The sequence below is a fragment of the Flavobacterium sp. NKUCC04_CG genome (assembly GCF_019345525.1).
Taxonomy (GTDB): domain Bacteria; phylum Bacteroidota; class Bacteroidia; order Flavobacteriales; family Flavobacteriaceae; genus Flavobacterium.
In genome coordinates, this window is the sequence record NZ_JAHKRA010000010.1 from 91,284 (window position 1) to 112,443 (window position 21,160).

At 36.4% G+C, this 21,160-nt stretch carries 15 protein-coding genes; 8 read left to right on the forward strand and 7 right to left on the reverse strand.

Going from position 1 to position 21,160, the window contains the following annotated elements; translation table 11 throughout:
- Window positions 1-3 precede the first annotated feature (3 nt).
- Window positions 4-309: a hypothetical protein gene (locus KO524_RS09675; RefSeq protein WP_370629725.1), complete on the reverse strand. Its 306-nt coding sequence runs from the start codon at window positions 307-309 to the stop codon at window positions 4-6.
- A 167-nt stretch (window positions 310-476) separates the two neighbouring features.
- Here KO524_RS09675 and KO524_RS09680 point away from each other — a divergent pair, with 167 nt between their 5' ends.
- From KO524_RS09680 to KO524_RS09690, 3 genes are read left to right on the forward strand one after another with little or no spacing between them, the layout of a single operon-like run.
- Window positions 477-2,165: a M23 family metallopeptidase gene (locus KO524_RS09680; protein ID WP_305038885.1), complete on the forward strand. Its 1,689-nt coding sequence runs from the start codon at window positions 477-479 to the stop codon at window positions 2,163-2,165.
- 60 nt (window positions 2,166-2,225) lie between these two features.
- Window positions 2,226-4,637 (forward strand): carboxypeptidase-like regulatory domain-containing protein, encoded by a 2,412-nt coding sequence (locus KO524_RS09685; protein WP_219293492.1) that lies wholly within the window; start codon window positions 2,226-2,228, stop codon window positions 4,635-4,637.
- Between the two features lie 57 nt (window positions 4,638-4,694).
- A complete protein-coding gene (locus KO524_RS09690) occupies window positions 4,695-5,420 on the forward strand; it encodes a hypothetical protein (RefSeq protein WP_219293420.1) in 726 nt (241 codons plus the stop codon).
- 341 nt (window positions 5,421-5,761) lie between these two features.
- On the opposite strand, the gene carB is transcribed toward KO524_RS09690, so the two are convergent.
- Both carB and rpmH read right to left on the reverse strand, forming a co-directional pair.
- The gene (gene carB / locus KO524_RS09695; RefSeq protein WP_219293422.1) at window positions 5,762-8,614 is read right to left on the reverse strand and encodes a carbamoyl-phosphate synthase large subunit; all 2,853 of its coding nucleotides are present in this window, start codon (window positions 8,612-8,614) and stop codon (window positions 5,762-5,764) included.
- A gap of 136 nt (window positions 8,615-8,750) precedes the next feature.
- A complete protein-coding gene (gene rpmH / locus KO524_RS09700; RefSeq protein ID WP_007136275.1) occupies window positions 8,751-8,912 on the reverse strand; it encodes a 50S ribosomal protein L34 in 162 nt (53 codons plus the stop codon).
- A gap of 598 nt (window positions 8,913-9,510) precedes the next feature.
- Here rpmH and KO524_RS09705 point away from each other — a divergent pair.
- Both KO524_RS09705 and KO524_RS09710 read left to right on the forward strand, forming a co-directional pair.
- A complete protein-coding gene (locus tag KO524_RS09705) occupies window positions 9,511-11,568 on the forward strand; it encodes an LTA synthase family protein (protein WP_219293424.1) in 2,058 nt (685 codons plus the stop codon).
- A gap of 125 nt (window positions 11,569-11,693) precedes the next feature.
- A complete protein-coding gene (locus KO524_RS09710) occupies window positions 11,694-12,209 on the forward strand; it encodes a DUF2892 domain-containing protein (protein ID WP_219293426.1) in 516 nt (171 codons plus the stop codon).
- A gap of 71 nt (window positions 12,210-12,280) precedes the next feature.
- On the opposite strand, the gene KO524_RS09715 is transcribed toward KO524_RS09710, so the two are convergent.
- Window positions 12,281-13,180, reverse strand: a complete 900-nt coding sequence (locus KO524_RS09715; RefSeq protein WP_219293428.1) for a lytic transglycosylase domain-containing protein — start codon at window positions 13,178-13,180, stop codon at window positions 12,281-12,283.
- Window positions 13,164-13,841, reverse strand: a complete 678-nt coding sequence (locus KO524_RS09720; RefSeq protein WP_219293430.1) for an alpha/beta hydrolase — start codon at window positions 13,839-13,841, stop codon at window positions 13,164-13,166. The genes KO524_RS09715 and KO524_RS09720 overlap by 17 nt, the downstream gene beginning before the upstream one ends.
- 234 nt (window positions 13,842-14,075) lie before the next feature.
- Between KO524_RS09720 and KO524_RS09725 the strand changes: the two genes are divergently transcribed.
- Entirely contained in the window at window positions 14,076-14,357 is a 282-nt protein-coding gene (locus KO524_RS09725) for a GNAT family N-acetyltransferase (RefSeq protein WP_219293432.1), read from the forward strand.
- Window positions 14,358-14,460: 103 nt separating this feature from the next.
- On the opposite strand, the gene mtaB is transcribed toward KO524_RS09725, so the two are convergent.
- Window positions 14,461-15,795 (reverse strand): tRNA (N(6)-L-threonylcarbamoyladenosine(37)-C(2))-methylthiotransferase MtaB, encoded by a 1,335-nt coding sequence (mtaB, locus tag KO524_RS09730; protein ID WP_219293434.1) that lies wholly within the window; start codon window positions 15,793-15,795, stop codon window positions 14,461-14,463.
- Window positions 15,796-15,888: 93 nt separating this feature from the next.
- On the opposite strand from mtaB, the gene KO524_RS09735 reads away from it, so the two are divergent.
- Together KO524_RS09735 and KO524_RS09740 are read left to right on the forward strand one after the other, a co-directional pair.
- The gene (locus KO524_RS09735) at window positions 15,889-17,493 is read left to right on the forward strand and encodes an ABC transporter substrate-binding protein (RefSeq protein WP_219293436.1); all 1,605 of its coding nucleotides are present in this window, start codon (window positions 15,889-15,891) and stop codon (window positions 17,491-17,493) included.
- A gap of 158 nt (window positions 17,494-17,651) precedes the next feature.
- Window positions 17,652-19,511, forward strand: coding sequence for an ABC-F family ATP-binding cassette domain-containing protein (locus tag KO524_RS09740; RefSeq protein WP_219293438.1), 1,860 nt, complete (start codon window positions 17,652-17,654; stop codon window positions 19,509-19,511).
- Between the two features lie 127 nt (window positions 19,512-19,638).
- On the opposite strand, the gene KO524_RS09745 is transcribed toward KO524_RS09740, so the two are convergent.
- Window positions 19,639-21,105 (reverse strand): efflux transporter outer membrane subunit, encoded by a 1,467-nt coding sequence (locus KO524_RS09745; protein WP_219293440.1) that lies wholly within the window; start codon window positions 21,103-21,105, stop codon window positions 19,639-19,641.
- Window positions 21,106-21,160: the final 55 nt, after the last annotated feature.

Genomic DNA, 21,160 nt, shown 5'->3' on the forward strand with positions numbered 1-21,160 from the left:
TTGTTATTCAGAGAGCTGCGCTATACAATTATCTATTTCTCGAATTAATGAATTTATCTTGAGTTTCGTATCTCTTTTGTTTTCGTCATTGCCCAGTAATGAATTGGCCGTTTTGAGGGAATCGTATCGCGTTTCTAAGCCGCGCTGCGTATCTTTCAATTGGTTGATTTCGCCCTTGGTTTTATTTAGTTCTTGCAGCAGTGTTGCATTCTCAACTTCTAAAGCCTCAAGCTTTTGCACAAGCCTTGTAAACTTATTTTCCAGAGAATCTATGATTTCATTAAGTTCACTCATTGTGCTATTCTTCATTACATGATTGTACAAAGTTAATATTACTATCTCTAAATAAAAAAAAAATAAGATAAAAAATCGAAAATTCTTTATTGTTAAATAATTTTCAGATATTTAAGCTAACATTAATTTTTAATATGGACTTTTTTAATCGTCTGTTGTTTTATAAATTAGCACAAATTGCAATGATGAAACCATTTTTTATATTTTTACTATCAACTTCTTGGCTTTTTGCCCAAAATTATCCTAAAGAGCAATTTTCAAGTCCTTTAAAAATAGAAATTATTCCTTCGGGTACCTTTGGAGAATTAAGAAATAATCACTTTCATGCCGGTCTGGATATTCGTACTCAACAACGCATTGGATTACCTGTATATGCTCCTGCTGACGGTACGGTTTCTCGGATCAAAGTCTCGACATTTGGTTATGGAAAAGCTTTGTATATCAATCACGCTGGTGGTTATACAACGGTTTACGGACATTTAAATGCTTATAATGAAACAATCGGTGATTACGTTAGGCGGCAACAGTATAAAGTAGAGAAATTTGAAGTCGAAATGTTTTCAAAAGCTGGAGAATTAAAAGTGAAAAAAGGTGAAATTATTGGTTTTACTGGTAATACTGGAGGATCAGGAGGTCCTCATTTACACTTTGAATTTCGAGACACCAAAACGGAAAAAATAATAAACCCCCTACAGTTTGGGACTGCTGTAAAGGTCAAAGATACAGAGGCGCCTACTTTGAATAGTTTGTTGGTTTATCCATTAACTGAAACTGCCTTGGTCAATCAGTCTCAAAAGCCAATAGCGGTAGCTTTGTCCAAACAAAAAGACGGCTCATATTTGGCTGCAAAGGTACGGGCTATGGGAACAATCGGGTTTGCTGTAAATACACATGATAGTTCTGATAACAATCATGCGAAAAACGGTATTTATTCAATCAAGACTTTTTTAAACGGTTCGGTATTTTACAGTTTTCAATTCGATACTTTTGCCTTTGATGAATCGAGGTATGTAAATGCTTTAATTGATTATGAGCGTTATAATAAAACCAAACAACGCTTTCAAAAATTATTTTATAGAAAACCCTATGGGTTATCGCTGATCAATTCGTATAAAAACAATGGGCAGCTAGTAATTGCTCCGGGAACTAGTTTTAATTATAGAATTGAGATTTCGGATTTTAGTGGCAATAAAACCGTGGTTCATGTGCCGATTGATTACGTTGAAGAAAGCATAGTGGTAAAGGCCGACAAGGAAACTTCAAATCTCTTGATTCAAACGGAACGCGATTATATATTTGAAAAGGAAAATGTAACAATAGAATTTCCGGCGAATGTTTTTTATGAGGATTTTTATTTAAGATGGGATGTAGTTAATAATGTTTTGAATTTACATGATGAAAGCGTTCCCTTGCATAAAAATATTAACATCAAATTTGACTTAAGTCAAATTAAGGATATAGATTTAGAAAAAGCTTTTATAGGTAGGGTTTCCAATGGAAAAAATGAGTATTTTTCGACTCGGAAGAACAACAAGGTATTCTCTATAAAAACAAGAGATTTTGGGCAATACAAAATTATGGAAGACAAGGTGGCTCCTCGTATTTACCAACCGAGTTTTGAAGCGGGCGCCCAGTTGGGAAGCAAGAGTAGTATTCGCTTTTTTGTTGAAGATGATTTGTCTGGCTTGGATAAGATTAACGCCTATATCAATGACCGATGGGTGTTGTTGGACTACGATTATAAAACCAATATAGTGGAACATTTTCTCAGTGATGGTGTTGCCGTTGTGGGTAGAAATGACATTAAAATAATAACGACGGATCGAATGGGAAATACCGCCACATTTGAAAGTCACTTTTTTATAAAATAAAAAATCAAACTATTGAAAAAAATTAAAGCGTTTTCGACTGTGATTTGTTTGTTGCTAAGTATGAGTATTTATGCGCAACAAGCTCGAATTAAAGGCCTTGTTTTAAATGAAAATCAACTTCCTCTAGCTGGTGTTACAGTGGTGGTAGGTGAATTTACGGTAGTTACAAATGAAAACGGTTTCTATTTAGTAGCTATTGATGCAGAGAAGGAACAGCAAGTGAGTTTTGCGCATAGTGGATTTCATGGGGCTTTGGTTGCTGTTGAGTTAAAAAACAATGAAGATTACGAATTGAATTTGATTCTCTATCGCGATTCTCAAACCTTAAATGAAATTGTTATTAAGGATGACCGTCATCGCGTGTTAGGAGCTACGGTTGTTTCTCCAGTATTGCTGCGACGAATTCCCGGAGCCAATGCGGGAATCGAAAATATTTTAAAAACCCTACCGGGGGTTTACTCCAATAATGAATTGAGTACCCAATATGCTGTTCGAGGAGGTAATTACGACGAAAACTTGGTGTATGTCAATGAAATTGAAATTTACAAGCCTTTTTTAATTCGTTCGGGGCAACAAGAGGGGTTGAGTTTTACCAATACCGATATGGTGGAAAACGTAAATTTTTCTGCTGGAGGATTTCAAGCAAAATACGGCGATAAATTGTCGTCAGTTTTGGATATTACCTATCGTAACCCAACGATCTTTAAAGCTGCAGTTGAGGCGAGTTTTTTAGGTGGATCGGCTACGGTTGATTGGGTTTCTAAGAATCAAAAGTGGAATACGATTTCAGGCGTTCGCTATCGCGACAACAGGCTTTTGGTTAACAGTCAAGAAACTGAAACCAATTTTAGTCCTACATTTATGGACTTTCAAACCTTGATTAATTTTAATGCTTCTACAAAATGGCAATGGAGTTTTTTGGGGAATATTTCGCAAAATAAGTACCATTACGAACCATTGTCGCGACAAACTAATTTTGGAACGATCGACAATCCAACTGCTTTGTTGGTCGCTTATCAAGGGCAAGAGAAAGATGAGTATTTGACTTTGTTTGGAGCGATAAAAGCGGCTTATCAATGGAATGATCGTACCAAGTTAAAATTTATAGCCTCGGGCTATCATACACAAGAACAAGAGCACTTTGATATTTTGGCTTCTTATCGTTTAGGAGAAATAGATACCAATATAGGTTCTGAAAATTTTGGAGGAGTAACTTATAGCCGGGGTGTAGGTTCTCAGTTAAACCATGCTAGAAACGACTACGATGCACTTATTTTTAATGCCGAGGTCAAAGGATTTCACGATAAGGACGAGCAGCAGTTGGAATGGGGTTTTAAATATACTAGAGAAGATATTATTGACCGTTTATTAGAATGGGAAATGGTGGATTCTGCGGGTTTTTCTTTGCCTAATCCCGTGTTGGATTTGCGTAATGATCAACCGTATAATCCGTATTATGGGCCTTTAGAGCCCTTTCAGAATGTAAAATCGAGAAATGACTTGGTTATCAATCGATTTTCGGGTTATGCGCAATGGAATTACCGAACGGAAATAGGACAGGCAGAAGTATGGATGAATGTTGGAGTTCGAGCACATTGGTGGCAAGCGGATAATGGCGTAGTACAGGCCGATTCTAAAATGATAGTCAGTCCAAGAGCTCAGTTTTCGATTAAACCGAAGTGGGAAGCGGATATGGTGTTTCGAATTTCAGGAGGTTTATATGCGCAACCACCATCTTATAGAGAAATGAGGGCAATGGATGGAACGTTAAATCTTGATTTAGATGCTCAAAAATCGATTCATTTGGTTGCGGGTAACGACTATAGTTTTAAGCTAGGGCAACGTCCGTTTAAATTGACGACTGAGGTGTATTATAAAAAACTTACAGCTGTAAATACCTATACTTTGGAAAACGTGCGAATTCGCTATCAGGCAGATAATAATGCGGAGGCCTATGTCTATGGTGCGGATCTTCGTTTGAATGGAGAAATAGTGCCCGGTACGGAGTCTTGGTTGAGTTTTGGATACCTTAAGACGGAAGAAAATTATAACGACCGAGGGTTTATTGCACGGCCAACCGATCAAAGGCTTAAGTTTGGATTGTTGTTTCAGGATTATATGCCGCAAGTTCCCAACTTAAAAATGTATTTAAACTTGGTTTATAATACCGGATTGCCGGGAGGCTCGCCTTCTTATGCTGATCCTTATGAATATCAAACTCGCTTAAAGGATTATCGAAGAGCCGATGCCGGTTTTTCTTATGTGTTTAAAGATGCTAAAATCGGATTAGATAAAAGTTGGTTGACGGTTTTTGATGAATTAACATTGGGCTTTGAAATTTATAATTTGTTTGACAATCAAAATGCTATAACCAATACATGGGTGCGCGATGTGTATTCCAAAGTACAATATGGTATTCCGAATTATATGACGACGAGAACGTTTAATCTCAAAGTGAATATGCGCCTGTAATTTTTTTGGAAAGCTAGCGTAATTATTTTTATATTTGAATAGGATAAAATTTAACTGATGAAAAATTTAAAAGGTGCAATTGCAGTCTTGGTATTGATGAGTTTGTATTCTTGTAAAAAAGAAGAAGAACAACCCAAAGTGATTTATGAAGCGAAGAAGATAGCGGTACGCGAACCTCAAAAAATAGATAGTACTCAGATTAAAATAGCTGATTTACCTATTGTAATGGAGGGAACCAACTACTTGATTCATCCTATTGGTGATGTAAGGGTTTACGATGTGCCTTCAAAGTATGGTTCAACTAAAGTCAATCAGGTTTCTTATGCTATTTCCAATTACAACCGCTATGAGTTAACGGGCTATTTTCAGAATCTGATGTTTCAACATATAGATTCTACTGCTTTACGTCCCTTAACCGATCAAGTAATGCAGATTCAAACGGTTACTTATCTAAATACCATAGCGGAAAAAACGAAAAAGAAAATATTGGTTTACAGTATTGCTGATTTAGATACGAATCAAGATGGGAAAATCGATTCCAATGATATTAAGTCATTGTACATCAGTATGATTGATGGTACTGGATTTACTAAGCTTTCTGAAGATTTGCATGAGCTTTTGGATTGGAGTGTTATTGAGTCTCAAAACAGATTGTATTTTAGAACGATAGAGGATATCAACAAAAATGGTGCTTTTGATAAAAATGATGCGATTGATTATTTTTATGTTGATTTGAGTAAGGGACAATGGACAATTCAGGCCTACAATCCCATGGGGAATTAAGTTTTTTAAAACCAACACTATGGGGATATCCCTCTAAAATAGTTGGGGGAAGACTAATTAAGATATTTTAAATTGCTGTAAAACAACAAAAGGCTGTCTAAAAAAGACAGCCTTTTGTTGTTTTTGATTATTATTGTAGGTTTAATGGTTTGTCATGGTTTTGTACAAGATTTGTAATTTTCTGTCCTAGCCTGTAGTGGGGTAGTCGCTGTTTTGTATTCATTTTGTAATGGCCTTGTATTGCTGGTTTTTTTATGGGAAATCAATAGGGTGAATTATTGCATTAACTAAAAAAGGTTGCCCGTTTCGGGGCAACCTTTTTTAGAAATTATAACGTTAGTTTATCTACTTAAATACATTTTACGTCTGGAGTAGATCTCGTAAAATTGATCGTCTTTTAAGTCGTCTATAAACAAAATGCTTTCGCCTGTTGATTTCATTTCAGGACCTAGTGCTTTATTGACATTTCTAAACTTGTCAAAAGAGAATACCGGGCTTTTGATGGCGTATCCTTTTAATTGCGGATTAAAGTTGAAATCGGTAACCTTTTTGGCTCCCAGCATAACTTTAGTTGCGTAGTTTACATACGGCTCTCCGTAAGCTTTTGCGATAAAAGGAACGGTTCTAGAGGCTCTAGGGTTGGCTTCAATAATATATACGATATCGTCTTTGATAGCGAACTGAATATTGATTAAACCTACTGTTTTTAAGGCAATAGCGATTTTATGTGTGTGGTCTTTGATTTGTTGTAAAACAAATTCCCCTAAATTAAATGGAGGCAACATAGCATGGCTGTCACCGGAGTGAACACCGCAAGGTTCTATGTGTTCCATAATCCCTATGATATAGACGTTTTCACCGTCGCAAATAGCATCGGCTTCTGCTTCTATAGCTCCATCCAAATAATGGTCTAAAAGGAGTTTATTGCCGGGAATCGAGTTCAGCAAGTCGATGACGTGCTCTTCCAATTCTTTTTTGTTGATAACAATCTTCATTCCTTGGCCTCCCAATACATAGGATGGACGTACTAATAAAGGAAAGTCTAAGCTGTCTGCCAATTCTAAAGCTTGATCAGCTGTTTGAGCGATACCAAATTGAGGAAAAGGAATCTCCAATTCTTCAAGTAAAGCAGAGAATCTTCCGCGATCTTCCGCTAAATCCAAGGCATCATAACTAGTACCGATAATTTTAATACCGTTGCGTTCTAGTTTTTCTGCTAATTTCAAAGCGGTTTGACCTCCGAGTTGTACGATAACACCTTCAGGTTTTTCGTGACGAATGATGTCGTATATATGTTCCCAGAAAACCGGTTCGAAATACAATTTATTTGAAGTGTCAAAGTCGGTTGAAACCGTTTCTGGATTACAGTTGATCATGATGGTTTCGTATCCGCATTCCTCTGCGGCCAATACACCGTGTACACAAGAGTAATCAAATTCGATTCCCTGACCAATTCGGTTTGGACCAGAGCCCAAAACGATGATTTTCTTTTTGTCTGAAACAATACTTTCGTTAGCTACATATCGGGTACCGTCTGGTTTTTCGATTTCCGCTTCAAAAGTAGAGTAGTAGTAAGGTGTTTTTGCAGGAAATTCTGCGGCACAAGTATCTACTAATTTAAAGATACGGTTTACTTTCATCTCGTCGCGTAAGCTGTGTACTTTGCTCTCCAAAGTATTTAGCATATGCGCAATCTGACGGTCGGCAAAACCTTTTTGTTTGGCTTCTAAGAGCAATTCTTTCGGAAGGGTTTCTATAGTGTATTTAGAGACTTCTTTCTCGAGTAAGTAGAGTTCTTCATATTGTTTTAAGAACCACATATCAATTTTCGTGATTTCGTGAATTCTGCTCAACGGTATGCCGTGTTGGATGGCGTCGTAAATAACGAATACTCGATCCCAGCTAGCATGAGTTAATTTGTCGATGATTTGGTCGTAGTTGGTATAACCTTTACCGTCTGCACCCAATCCATTTCTTTTAATTTCTAATGATTGTGTTGCCTTGTGTAGCGCTTCTTGAAACGAACGTCCGATTCCCATAACTTCTCCTACAGATTTCATCTGAAGTCCTAAAGTACGGTCGGCTCCTTCGAATTTGTCGAAATTCCAACGCGGTATTTTTACAATTACATAATCCAAGGTCGGCTCAAATAAAGCTGAAGTGGATTTGGTAATTTGATTTTGCAATTCGTCTAAGGAATATCCCAAGGCTAATTTGGTGGCGATTTTCGCAATTGGATAACCCGTAGCTTTAGAAGCTAAGGCCGATGAACGAGAAACACGAGGGTTGATTTCTATAGCAACGATATCTTCTTTTTCGTCTGGCGATACGGCAAACTGTACATTACATCCTCCGGCAAAATTCCCAATACTACGCATCATCTTGATAGATAGGTCGCGCATTCTTTGAAAAGTTCTGTCTGATAGTGTCATGGCTGGTGCTACGGTAATACTATCTCCCGTGTGGATTCCCATAGGGTCCATGTTTTCAATAGTACAAATAATAACGACGTTATCATTTTTATCGCGTAACAGTTCCAATTCATATTCTTTCCAACCTAATAGTGCCTTGTCTATAAGTACTTCGTGTATAGGTGAAGCCTCTAGTCCGCGTGTCAATAAGTCGTCAAAATCTTCTGCTTTGTGTACAAAAGCAGCTCCAGTACCTCCTAAGGTAAACGACGGGCGTATAACGAGTGGAAATCCGAATTTTTGAGCGATTTCTTTTCCTTCTAAGAATGAAGTAGCCGTTTGTGCAGGGGCAGTAGGTACATCGATTCTTTGAAGTAATTGCTTGAATTGTTCTCTGTCTTCAGTGATGTTAATAGCATTGATGTCAACACCGATTAAACGCACGCCAAAATCTTTCCAAATCCCTTTTTCATCGGCTTCTAAACAAAGGTTTAAAGCAGTTTGTCCCCCCATAGTTGGAAGTACTGCGTCAATTTCCGGATGCTCTTTTAGAATCTCGATTAACGATTTTGTAGTTAGAGGTTTTAGATAAATATGGTCCGCCATGGAGGGGTCGGTCATAATCGTAGCTGGATTCGAATTAATCAAAATAACTTTGATTCCCTCTTCTCTTAACGAGCGAGCTGATTGAGATCCAGAATAGTCAAACTCACAAGCTTGACCAATAACAATTGGTCCTGAACCAATTATTAAGACGGTTTTGATAGTTGTATCTTTTGGCATTTCAATGATGTGTGTTGCGTTGGTTGTTGTAAAAGTACCCTTTAAACCAGTATAAGAACAATGTAGGGCAAAAAAATGTATAAAAAAAGGCGTTACGAATAAATAGTAACACCTTTAGGTATGTTTTAGAAAAACATTATTTTTTATGTCTTGGTTCACAAGAAACAGTCAATTTGTGTCTTCCTTTGGCTCTTCTACGAGCTAACACTTTTCTTCCGTTAGCACTAGCCATTCTGTCCATGAAACCATGTTTGTTTCTTCTTTTTCTTTTCGATGGTTGAAACGTTCTCTTACTCATTGCTTTTATTTTTAAATCTTAGAATTTTACAAATTTTTAGCTTTGAAAGTCAGTCACCTCAAAACCGAGTGCAAATATACAAAGTCTTTTCTCTCTTACAAATCCTTTTGCATAAATATTTAATTTAATTTTAGTTATTCGTGATTTATCGAAGTTGGCAACTGTCGGTTTGGGATTTAAAGCACTTCATTGTTAATAGAATAGCTTCGTTCACTGATTTTTTAGAGGTATTAACTCCAAGAGAAAATAACGTAAATGGTTTGTTGGCAAAGCGGCTCAAGTTTCCTTTTGCAGTGGCTTTGCTGCAGCTACTCGTGTTTCTTTGCTGTTTTTCCGTCAAAAAACACGTGCTATATCGCTATGCTTTTGGATTAAAAATAAAAAACAATTACCGATTATACAACGGTGTTGGGGTAATTGTTATTTTTGCATCAAATAAAATCAGGGCCGCGCCTTGATATCTGAGTGCTGCGGTGTTTTTTTGTATAAAACGCACAATAATTTTATAGTTAAGATTGCGTTTTAAACCGGTTGGGTTGAAGTGTGCGATATCAAGAAAGCGGTGCTTTTTAATCGAAAAAATAAAAATTAACAAATTATGAATATAAATCTGTTTAAGGGTTTAATACAATTGCTGTCGAAAAATTTTGTTTTTTTTGTGGCACTTTTTTTAATAAGCAGAATTCTTTTTATGTTGTCTTATGGTAACTATGGGGAATTGTGGGCGAATTATTCCGATGTGTTAATGGCTTTTTGGATAGGCGAACGCTTTGATGTATCTGTTATATGTTATGGATTTGTGCCTGTTTTACTAATGGCCATTGGCGGTTTGTTTGTGCCTACTTCTAAGAGTGAGGCATACTTGCGTTTTGTAGGTGTTTTTTCTAAATGGTATTTGCTAGTTCCCCTCGTTATATTTACGAGCATATTACTGATAGATTATTTCTTTTATCAATTTTTCCAGTCGCATATTAATGTACTTTTCTTTGGAATTTTTAAAGATGATACGCAGGCGGTTTTGAATTCGGTTTGGAAAGATTATCCAATTTTGGGTATCGTCTTGATTTATCTGGTCGTTATCGTTGTTTACTTTTTTTGTGCTAAACGTATTTACAAAAGCAGTATCGCGCATTTTTCGTTTGTAAATACCGCTAAAACCAATTGGTTGTATTTGTTGGTAATACCGTTGTTTTTTGTTGGAATACGTGGAAGTGTAGGTCTTTTTACCTTAAGACGAGATCATACCAATGTATCACCTGTAGCTTTTATTAACGCCTTGAGTTATAATGGGGTTTTTGCTTTAAAATTTGCTAAATCGGAATTGAGTACCAATAGTTTTGCAGCAGATATCAATGCAGAATTAGCGGTCAATAACTATGTTAACTTAGAAGAAGCGTATAGCGATTATCGTCCTCAGGCAGTGGATAGTTTTGACAATGATTTTATAGCCCGAACTTCAACCAATGCGTTTTTGGAGGAAAATCCGCCCAATGTGGTTTTTATCATGATGGAAAGTATGAGTTTTCATTATTTTCAATTGCATTCCAAAGAGCTTAACTTGCTTGGTGATTTGGAGGCCGAGTTGCCTTATCTGTATCAGTTTAATCGGGCTTTATCGTCGTTTAATGGGACGATTTATTCCTTGGAAAATTTGGCGATAAACACCCCCAAAAATATCATTTCACAATCGGAGTACTTTGATGTAAATTATTCTTCGTCGGTAGCAAAACCTTTTAAAGATAAAGGCTATCAAACATCTTTTCTTTCCGGAGCCAATACATCGTGGAGAAACGTAGATAATTTCTTATTGCATCAATATTTTGATAGCGTACAGGGTAAAGCACATATTTTAAAAAAATATCCCGAAGCAGAGGAGTTTGCTTGGGGGGCTCACGATGAGTATCTGTTTGATTATATCGAAGATAAATTAAAGGAAAATACCAAACAGCCGCAATTTATTTTTGCAATGACAATCAGTAATCACACCCCTTACGAAATTCCAGAACACTATAAAAAATATCCGATTAAGATGAATGATTCTTTGAGAAAAAGCATTCGAGTGGATGAGGGTATGGCGTACGATAATTTTGCTGCCCATCAATATGCAGCTTCGCAGTTAGCTAAATTGATTCGGGATGTGCGCAATTCACCATTGGGAAAAAACACGATTATTGTAGCTACGGGAGATCACAACATTAGACAGGTTTTTGAATATAACGAAGAGACTTCTTTTTTAAAGCGAAGTGTGCCGATTTTAATGTATATACCTGAAGTATACAAGCCTGCAGTCTATGATAAAAATGTATTTGCTGCTCATAAAGACATCTTTCCAACGATATTTAATTTGAGTTTGTCCAATCAGCCTTATGTATATTCTGGTGATAATTTGTTTGCGGCTAAAAAAGGCTACCGTTTTGCTATTAACGAATACGATTATATGGCTGATTCCATTGGTGCTATTTCATACAGCAATAACAAAATGTATTATTATGAATGGAAAGACGCTGGGCGAAATTATTTAAAAATTGCAGCGCCAACGAGTGCACATGCCTTGTATATGGATAAAAAATTTCGGTCGTATAAAATGTTGCAAACGGCAAAAATTTATCAAGACATTGGCAATCATGCAAAAAAGAATGAAACTCTTAAAAATTAAGGATAGTAGTCGGGTCAGAACTATAGGGGTAAAACCCTAGGGATATATTTTGGGATTCTGTTTTTTGTATTTCCTCCGTCCATAGATTTTTATTACCTTTGTATTCTTAAAAATAATTTATAAATATGTTTCATAGAAATATCAAGTTAATTATTGCAGGATTGATCTTTGCAGTAGCTGTTTGGCAATTTACAGAGAGCAATATTGGAAACGGTATTTTCTTAATACTTATCGCTTTAATTTTTATCTTGTTGTACTTTAAAAATGAGTTCATTTTATTGGCTTTTTTAAAGTTGAGAAAACAAGATTTTGAAGGAGCTCAAAAGTGGTTAAGTTATATTAAGAACCCAAATACGGCTCTGATTAGAAAGCAAAATGGGTATTATAATTACTTACAAGGAATCATGATTTCTCAGACCAATTTAAACGCTGCAGAAAAGTATTTAAAGAGAGCTTTAGAGTTGGGGTTAAATATGGATCAAGATGTGGCGATGACCAAATTGCAGTTGGCTGGTATAGCGATGACGAGAAGACGAAAGCTTGAGGCTACAAAACTATTGGGTGAAGCTAAGAAATTGGATAAGCAAAATATGTTAAAAGATCAAATCAAGATGATGAAGGATCAATTGAAAAAGATTTAATAGAACTTAGGACTATATTATAAAAAAAGGGATTCACAAATGTGAATCCCTTTTTTTATAGGTACTATTTATTAGTTGTATCCTTCAGTTGGAATGGCTACAATATAGTCTTTTTGAGGAGTTACTATAAGTTTGGTGTCGCGCATCCATGGGTTGTGTAGTTTTAATATTTTATAATTAATACCTTGTTCTTTAGCAAAAGCAGCCAAGTCTAAAATATCGGTATTAACGGTAATATTACGGGTTTTTATAGGTTGATATAGGGTTGATTCTGGAAGTGCGTATCCATATTTCTCAGCATTTTGCATAATTTCCTTTAAAGCCAAAATTCTAAATACATACCTGGAAGTTTCTTCAGTCAATAGCAAGTCATAATAGTCTGAAACCTGTTGAGCGGTTAGTTGGTTGCTGACACCGGCCATGCCGCGGTTGTAAGAAGCAGCTGCTAATGTCCAAGTGCCAAATCGGTTTTTAGCTCTTTTGAAGTATTCACAAGCGGCTTCTGTGGCTTTGGCTACATCGTAACGTTCGTCAACATAGTCCGTAACTTCCATATTGAATTCTTTTGCGGTAGCTGGCATAAATTGCCAGAAACCCCTAGCGCCTGCAGATGAAACTACATTGGCCAAACCGCTTTCAATAACCGCTAGGTATTTGAAATCTTCGGGTATGCCATTCTTTTTTAATATGGGTTCAATAATTGGGAAATACCTTTTGGCTCTTTTGATAGCGAGTGTAGTGGAGGAGTGTAAGTTGATGTTTACAATCATTTCTCGGTCTAAGCGCTCTTTTACATCGACTATGTTTAAAGGGGCTTTCTCCCCAGCAAAGTTGATGGTATTGGGTAAATAGACGTGATTTGCGACATCTACGCTGTTGGTGTTGGTTCCGGTGGCAGTTCCATAAATAAACGAGCTGCATGCTAGGGCTATAGCTCCTAGAACCAGAGCATTTTTAATCGATTTGTTCATCTGTATCGTTGAGTATAATATGGCTTAAGTTTTTATTAAACCAATGGTGTTTGTAAATAATCATAGCATGCGTACCTCCTTTGACTACTATGGCGCGATGGATGCGTTGTATGGGGAATACTTCATCTTGATCACCGTGGATGTGGATAACTTCTTGGTCGGCTTCGTTACGATTCCATTTTATGATGTTTTCAAAGGCCCAATCCAAATATTTGGGATCGCGTATCGATAGGTATTCCTGATATAAGTTGAGCTTTTTCTTTTGTTTTGCACTGCCAAATTTGGCCAGAGTTCCTTCAATTTCGGACAACCAATTAGTCGGAAACAATTTATAAATTTTTGTTGACCTAGCCAATTTTATTTTTAATGGAAATTCCTTATTGGAACGAACGCTAGAAATAATAATGGTTTTTAAACTAGGGCGTATTTTCATCAGTTCTTGTACGATAATTCCGCCAAAGGATACTCCAATCATTACGGGGTTTTCATGATGAATGTTGGCGGCAATACGCGCCGTGTATTCCGTTAATGTTTCCTGAGCAATGGGATTAAGCCATTCTAAATAGAAAATCTCAAAACGCTCTTCGGGTAGCTGAATTTTTTCAAATATTCTAGAGCTGGCAGCCATTCCCGGCATGAAATAAACAGGTATTTTGTTCATTCTAAATAAATTAACTTTTAAAAGGGGAGGATTGTCAAAAAAAATAGCGAAATTTGTTCTAAATATAGGCTATTAATTTAGCTATTCACACTTCTGAAAGATTAAATTTGTCTTAAATGTCAAGGGTTTTGTTTTGAATATATTATGAAGTATTGTTACTATTAATTCGTTTTTTCTAGTTCAAAACCTAATGAATCCGTGATGAGATTATTGAAAACACAAAAACTATTTATAATGGAAATCAAGAACAATGAGCTCTTACGCCAATTTGAGCTGCAAACTGAAAACGGGATGCTGAGCGTAGAGTATTCACTTCAGGAGAGAAAGATTTTTCTTACCAAATTAAAGGGTTGGGAAAATGACGTTCAAGAACAAAGTGCTTTTTTAATCAAAGGAGTTTTGTCTCTTGCTGAGAAAAACAAGTGGCGCGTAGTACCTACACATCCGAAGATTGTATCCTTTTTTAGAAGTAATCCTGCTTACAAAGAGCTATTACCTCCGGGAATTAGGATTTAATTATTTTTTTAACACACAACAATAAAATTATAAAAACGCGCTTCATCATTGTGAAACGCGTTTTTTTGATATAATAAAACGGTGTTTGCAATTCGTAAACGAATTAAGAAAAGATGGGTTGTTCTATAAAATTCATTCGCACCATACCGTCGTCGTCAATTTTGGTCAATTCAATTTGGTGTAAGGTGTTGACTAATTCCGGATTCCAAGGTGTTTTTACTTTAACGTAGTTTTCAGTAAAACCTTGTATATAACCTTCACGGTTATCACTTTCAAAGAGAACGGTTTTGGTTTTTCCCAGTTGGCTTTCATAAAAAGCACGTCGTTTTTTAACCGATAATCCGCGTAACATTTTACTTCTTTTATGACGGACATTCATGGCAACTGGATTTGCCATTAAAACGGCTTCCGTATTGTCGCGCTCTGAATAGGTGAATACGTGTAGGTAAGATATGTTTAACTCGTTTAAAAAGTTAAAAGTTTCTAAGAATAATTCTTCTGTTTCACCGGGGAAACCAACAATCACATCGACGCCTATACAAGCATCGGGCATCACTTCGCGGATTTTATTTACGCGTTCCGTATAGAGTTCGCGCATATAACGACGCTTCATCTTTTTAAGGATTTCATTGCTTCCCGATTGTAATGGAATATGAAAATGGGGTACAAAGGTTCTGCTCTTTGAAACAAAATCAATGGTTTCGTTTTTTAATAGATTGGGTTCAATCGACGAGATTCTCAAGCGTTCTATACCTGCAACTTGATCCAGTGCCTTTACCAATTCTAAAAAAGTGTGTTCGTGTTTTTTATTGCCAAACTCACCTTTACCATAATCGCCGATATTGACTCCAGTTAAAACGATTTCTTTAATGTTTTGTTCCGAAATTTCTTTGGCGTTTTTTAGTACACTTTCCATGGTGTCGCTACGAGAAATTCCACGAGCCAACGGAATCGTGCAATAGGTACATTTATAATCGCAACCGTCTTGTACTTTTAGAAAGGCTCTCGTTCGGTCACCTATAGAGTAACTACCAACATAAAAATCCGCTTCTTCGATTTCACAAGAGTGAACTTCACCCAAATCGTTTTTGGTCAAATCGTGTAGGTAATCGGTAATTTTAAATTTTTCAGTTGCACCCAATACCAAATCTACTCCATCTACAGCTACGAGTTCTTCGGGTTTCAATTGGGCATAACAACCCACCGCTGCAATAAATGCCTTGTCGTTTTTCTTTAAAGCTTTCTTGACAATTTGTTTAAATTGCTTGTCTGCGTTTTCTGTAACCGAGCAGGTATTGATGACATAGATATCGGCGGCTTCTTCAAAATCGACACGATCGAAACCTTCTGTAGTGAAGTTTCGAGCAATAGTTGATGTTTCGGAGAAGTTGAGTTTGCAACCCAAAGTATAAAAAGCTACTTTTTTTCTGTTTTCCATAGTTGTAAGCTACACGTTAAATGGTAACTTTGAATTATATTTACTCTTTTAAAAATAAAAAGGTCTGCAAATTTACATACAAAATTCCATTTGATGAAATCAATAACATATTATATATCAATAATTTGTATCCTTTTGACGCTGCAATCTTGTCAGAAAAGCGCCATTTCAAATCAAGAAAATTTAGTTTTTAGATATAATGAGAGTGCTAATATTCAGACTTTAGACCCCGCTTTTGCGAGAAATCAAGCTATTTTATGGCCGTGTAATCAACTTTTTAACGGTCTGGTGCAGTTGGATGATTCCCTGCAAATTCAAGCAGATATCGCTAAATCTTGGACTGTCGATTCCACGGGAAAAAAATATACTTTCCAATTGCGAAATAACGTCTATTTCCACCCGCATATCAATTTTGGAAAAGATAGTTTAAGAACTGTTGTTGCTAGCGATTTTGTTTATAGTTTTGATCGATTGCGGGCAGCAAGTACTGCCTCTCCTGGTGCGTGGATTTTACAGAAAGTAGCCGGTTATAAAGCGGTAAACGATAGTGTTTTTGAAATCGAATTAAAAGAGAGCTTTCCGGCCTTTTTAGGCTTGTTAACCATGAAATATGCTTCGGTAGTTCCTCGTGAAGTGCTTGATGACGAAACCCAGGATTTTAGATCTCATCCTATAGGTACAGGTCCTTTTTATTTTAAATTTTGGGAAGAAAACATCAAACTGGTATTGCGCAAAAATCCGCGCTATTTCGAAAAGGATCAACAGGGTAAGGCCCTGCCGTATTTAGAATCGGTGGCCATCACTTTTTTACCGGATAAACAGAGTGCTTTCTTACAATTTATACAGGGGAAGTTGGATTTTATTTCAGGACTTGATCCTTCTTATACCGATGAAATTATTACTGAAGAAGGACAGTTAAGAAGTAAATATGCCGATAGGATCCAAATGGTTACAGGGCCCTATCTCAATACAGAGTATTTGGGATTTAATCTGGATTCAAATGAAAAGGCTCTAAGAGATATTAGGATTAGAAAAGCTTTAAATATTGGTTTTGATCGTAATAAGATGTTGTTGTATTTGCGCAACGGTATGGGAAGTGCCCATGTCAGTGGAATTATTCCAGAGGGATTAGCGGGTTATAATACTAAGAATAAAGTTGTTTTTGATGCGGATCAAGCCAAAAGTTTGGTTGCTGATTTTGTCCGAGAAACAGGTGTAAAACCCGTTTTAACGCTCTCTACTAATGCATCCTATATTGATATTGCCGAATACCTACAACGCGAATGGCAAAAAATAGGAGTGGAAGTTAAAGTTGATGTTTCTCCGCCTGCTACTTTAAGACAGGGAATAGCAACGGGAAAAGTATCGTTTTTTAGAGGCAGTTGGGTTGCTGATTATCCCGATGCAGAAAATTACTTATCGTTGTTTTACTCCAATAACAAAGCGCCTAATGGACCCAATTATACGCGATATTCCAATCAGCAGTACGATCAAATATATGACGCATCTTTTTCGGAGATTGATCCAGCTAAGAGAGCACAACTCTATAGCGAAATGGATCAATGGATATATAGAGAGGTTCCTATAATCGTTTTGTTTTATGACCGCGTCGCTCGTTTTTCTCAAAAAAATATTCAGGGATTGGGAATCAATCCTATGAATTCACTTCAGTTAAAAAAAGTAAAGAAGCAGCTTTAGATAGGTCTTTATGCACAATTTTATCGTTGGTTTCTGCTTTTAAATAAATGTACTACAGTAGCGGTGTGTGTGGTAAAATCAATCGAAATCCCCAAATACGAGCTACAATTCTCTTTATGAGAAATAAAAGCCTATTTTTGTAAAAAAAGAAATTACCCGTGAATTATTTATCAGTAGAAAACTTATCCAAATCTTATGGAGCAAGAACCTTGTTCGAAGATTTGTCTTTTGGAATTAACAAAGATCAAAAAATTGCTTTTGTAGCTAAAAATGGTTCTGGAAAAACCTCCATTTTAAAAATTATTACTGGTGAAGATACTCCCGACACAGGGCAAGTAGTTATCAGAAAGGGAATTCGTATGGCATTTTTGTCTCAGGAGCCCTCATTGCAAGATGATTTAACCATTGAGGAAAGCATCTTTGCATCGGACAATGAAATCCTTACGGTAATTTCGGATTATGAAAAAGCTTTGGAAAATCCGGAAGACGCAGATGCTTATCAAAAAGCGTTTGAACAAATGGACATGCACAATGCTTGGGATTTTGAAACGCAATACAAACAGATACTTTTTAAACTAAAACTGGAAGACTTTAAACTCAAGGTTAAAACACTTTCAGGAGGTCAGAAAAAGCGTCTGGCTTTGGCTATTATATTGATCAACAGACCCGATCTTTTGATATTGGATGAGCCTACCAACCATTTGGATTTAGAAATGATTGAATGGTTAGAGAACTATTTTGCCAAAGAGAACATTACGTTGTTTATGGTTACTCACGACCGTTTTTTCTTAGAACGAGTGTGTAATGAAATCATTGAATTAGAAAACGGAAAATTATACCAATACAAAGGAAACTACTCTTATTATTTAGAGAAGAAAGAAGAGCGTATTGCAGCTGAAAATGCCAGTATAGATAAAGCGCAAAATCTATTTGTAAAAGAATTGGATTGGATGCGTCGTCAGCCTAAAGCGAGAACGACGAAATCCAAATCACGTCAAGACGATTTTTATGTGATTAAAGAGAAGGCTAGCAGTAGAAGAAAGGAACATAAGGTGGAGTTGGAAATCGATATGGGACGTATTGGTAGCAATGTAATTGAGTTGATAAAAGTCTCCAAGAGTTTTGGAGAGAAAAAGGTGTTAGATAATTTTTCATACAACTTTAACAAGGGAGAACGCATCGGTATTATCGGTAAAAACGGTACTGGAAAGTCAACCTTTTTAAATATGATTACCCAAACGATTTTACCAGATACAGGAAAAATCATTGTTGGGGAGACCATCAAAATCGGGTATTATACCCAAAGTGGTATTCAACCGAAAGTAGGTCAAAAAGTAATAGACATCATCAAGGAATTCGGAGAGTATATTCCGTTGTCTAAAGGACGTATGATTTCTGCAGCTCAGTTGTTGGAGCGTTTCTTATTTGATAGAAAAAGACAATATGATTTTGTTGAAAAATTAAGCGGGGGAGAATTAAAGCGTTTGTATTTGTGTACGGTATTGATTCAGAATCCAAATTTCTTGATACTCGATGAGCCTACAAACGATTTAGATATCGTGACATTAAACGTATTGGAGAGTTTTTTATTGGACTATCCGGGTTGTCTATTGGTAGTTTCCCACGACCGTTATTTTATGGATAAAATTGTCGATCACTTGTTTGTCTTTAGAGGAAATGGTGAAGTAGAAGATTTTCCAGGAAACTATTCTGATTTTAGAAGTTATGAAGACAGTGCAGAACCGGTAAAGGAAGAGCCCAAAGAAAAGGTAAATTGGAAAGAAGCTCAGAAAAAAGTGGGACTAAGCTTTCAAGAACAAAAAGAATTTCAGAAAATTGAACGCGAAATCAAAGATTTAGAGCAGAAAAAAATAGAAATTGAAAAAATGTTTTCTGAAGGAAAAGTAACCGACGAATCCTCTATTGAAATGAAAGCGAATGAATTAAAGAGTATTTTAAAGAAAATGGAAGCCAAAGAAGAACGTTGGTTTGAACTTTCAGCTAAAAATGAATTATAGGTTTTGTAGTTTATAAAACCCCTTCACATTCTAAAAATCCGCAAATAAACCAAATGTTTATTTGCGGATTTTTTATTTATTTTAACCTCTAAGGTTCGTATAATACTGTTTTAGCCGTTATAGAAAACTATTTCCAACCTCCTCCAAGGGATTTGTATAATTTTACTCGGGCCAATAGTTTATTTTGCTTGAGTTTGTTGAGGTTGAGTTCGCTATCTAAAGCGACTCTTTGGGCATTGATGATTTCTAAATAGGTGGCAAAGCCACTGTTAAATAATAAATTGGATTGTTTGATACCCAATTTGGAAGTGGCTACTTGCTCTTCGGCAATTTCGAGTTGTTTGTTTAATAAATCCAGGGTAATTAACGCATCGGTAACATCGTTAATTGCGGTATAAACGGTCATTTGAAAGTCGATTTCAGATTTATTTCGCTCTAATTTGGCTACTTCAAAATCTGTTTTTAATTTTCGTTTGTTAAATAAGGGTTGACTTAAGTTACCGATAAGACTCCCAAAAAGGGAACCGGGAATTTGAAACCAATTTTCAGCTAACATACTGTTTAAACCACCGCTTAAATCGATTTTTAAACTCGGGTATCTATTGGCTTGTGAAACTCCTACAACGGCGTTTTTCGCCTTTAATTCCAGTTCTGCAGAACGGACATCGGGTCTTTTTCCAACCATATAAAGCGGAATTCCAGCGCTTAGTGTTTCGTCGTATCTAAGGTCGCTCAGTTTGGCGATTCTTTGTACCCCTTTTGGCAATTGTCCCATCAACAACATCAAAGCATTTTCTTGCAGGGCAATTTGCTGATTTAGAGAAGGTATCAAGGCTTTGGCTACCAACATTTGTGAACGGGTTTGTTGAATGGCTAAAGAGGTTATCTGTCCTGCGTCGCGTTGTAATTGCACAATTTTTAAGGTGTTGTTACTCAGCTCAAAATTGGTTTGTGCCACTTCCAATTGCGCATCTAACAACAATAAGTTATAATAGCCTTCGGCAATTTGAGAAATTACTTGAGTTTGTATCGCTTTTTGTGCTTCAAAAGTCTGTAGGTAGCGGGCTAATGCCTCGGTTTTTTGACTCTTTATTTTTCCCCAAATATCAACCTCCCAACTGACTTGTAACGCAGAAATGTATTGTGCAGCATTGACGTACATATTATCTGGAGCCGTTTCACTCTTGTGAGCATACCAATTGGAAGCGGCAGAACCGTAGTAGTTTTCAGAACGGTATTGATAGGCAACATTGGCTGCATCAAGCGATACTGATGGAAGCCATCCCATCTTAGCTTGCAGGACCTTTTGGTTGGCAATTTCGATGTTTTTGAGTGCTTTCTGCATGTCAAAATTATACTGTAAACCTTGATCAATCCATTGAATGAGTTGTTCGTCTTCAAAAAAAGACTTCCAATCGATATCGGCTATACCAACGGAATCAGTCGAGTTTTGTATCGAATCCAAAGTTCTGTAAGTAGTAGGAATTTCAAACTTAGGAGTAGTATAATTGGATTTAGATACACAGGCACTACTCAGTACGATTCCAATAACTGCAACGATATAGGGTATAAAAGGCGGTGTTAGTTTTTTCATATCTAGATAATATTTTTGTTTTGGGTTTTACGCGCTCATTAAATATGGTTTTCAA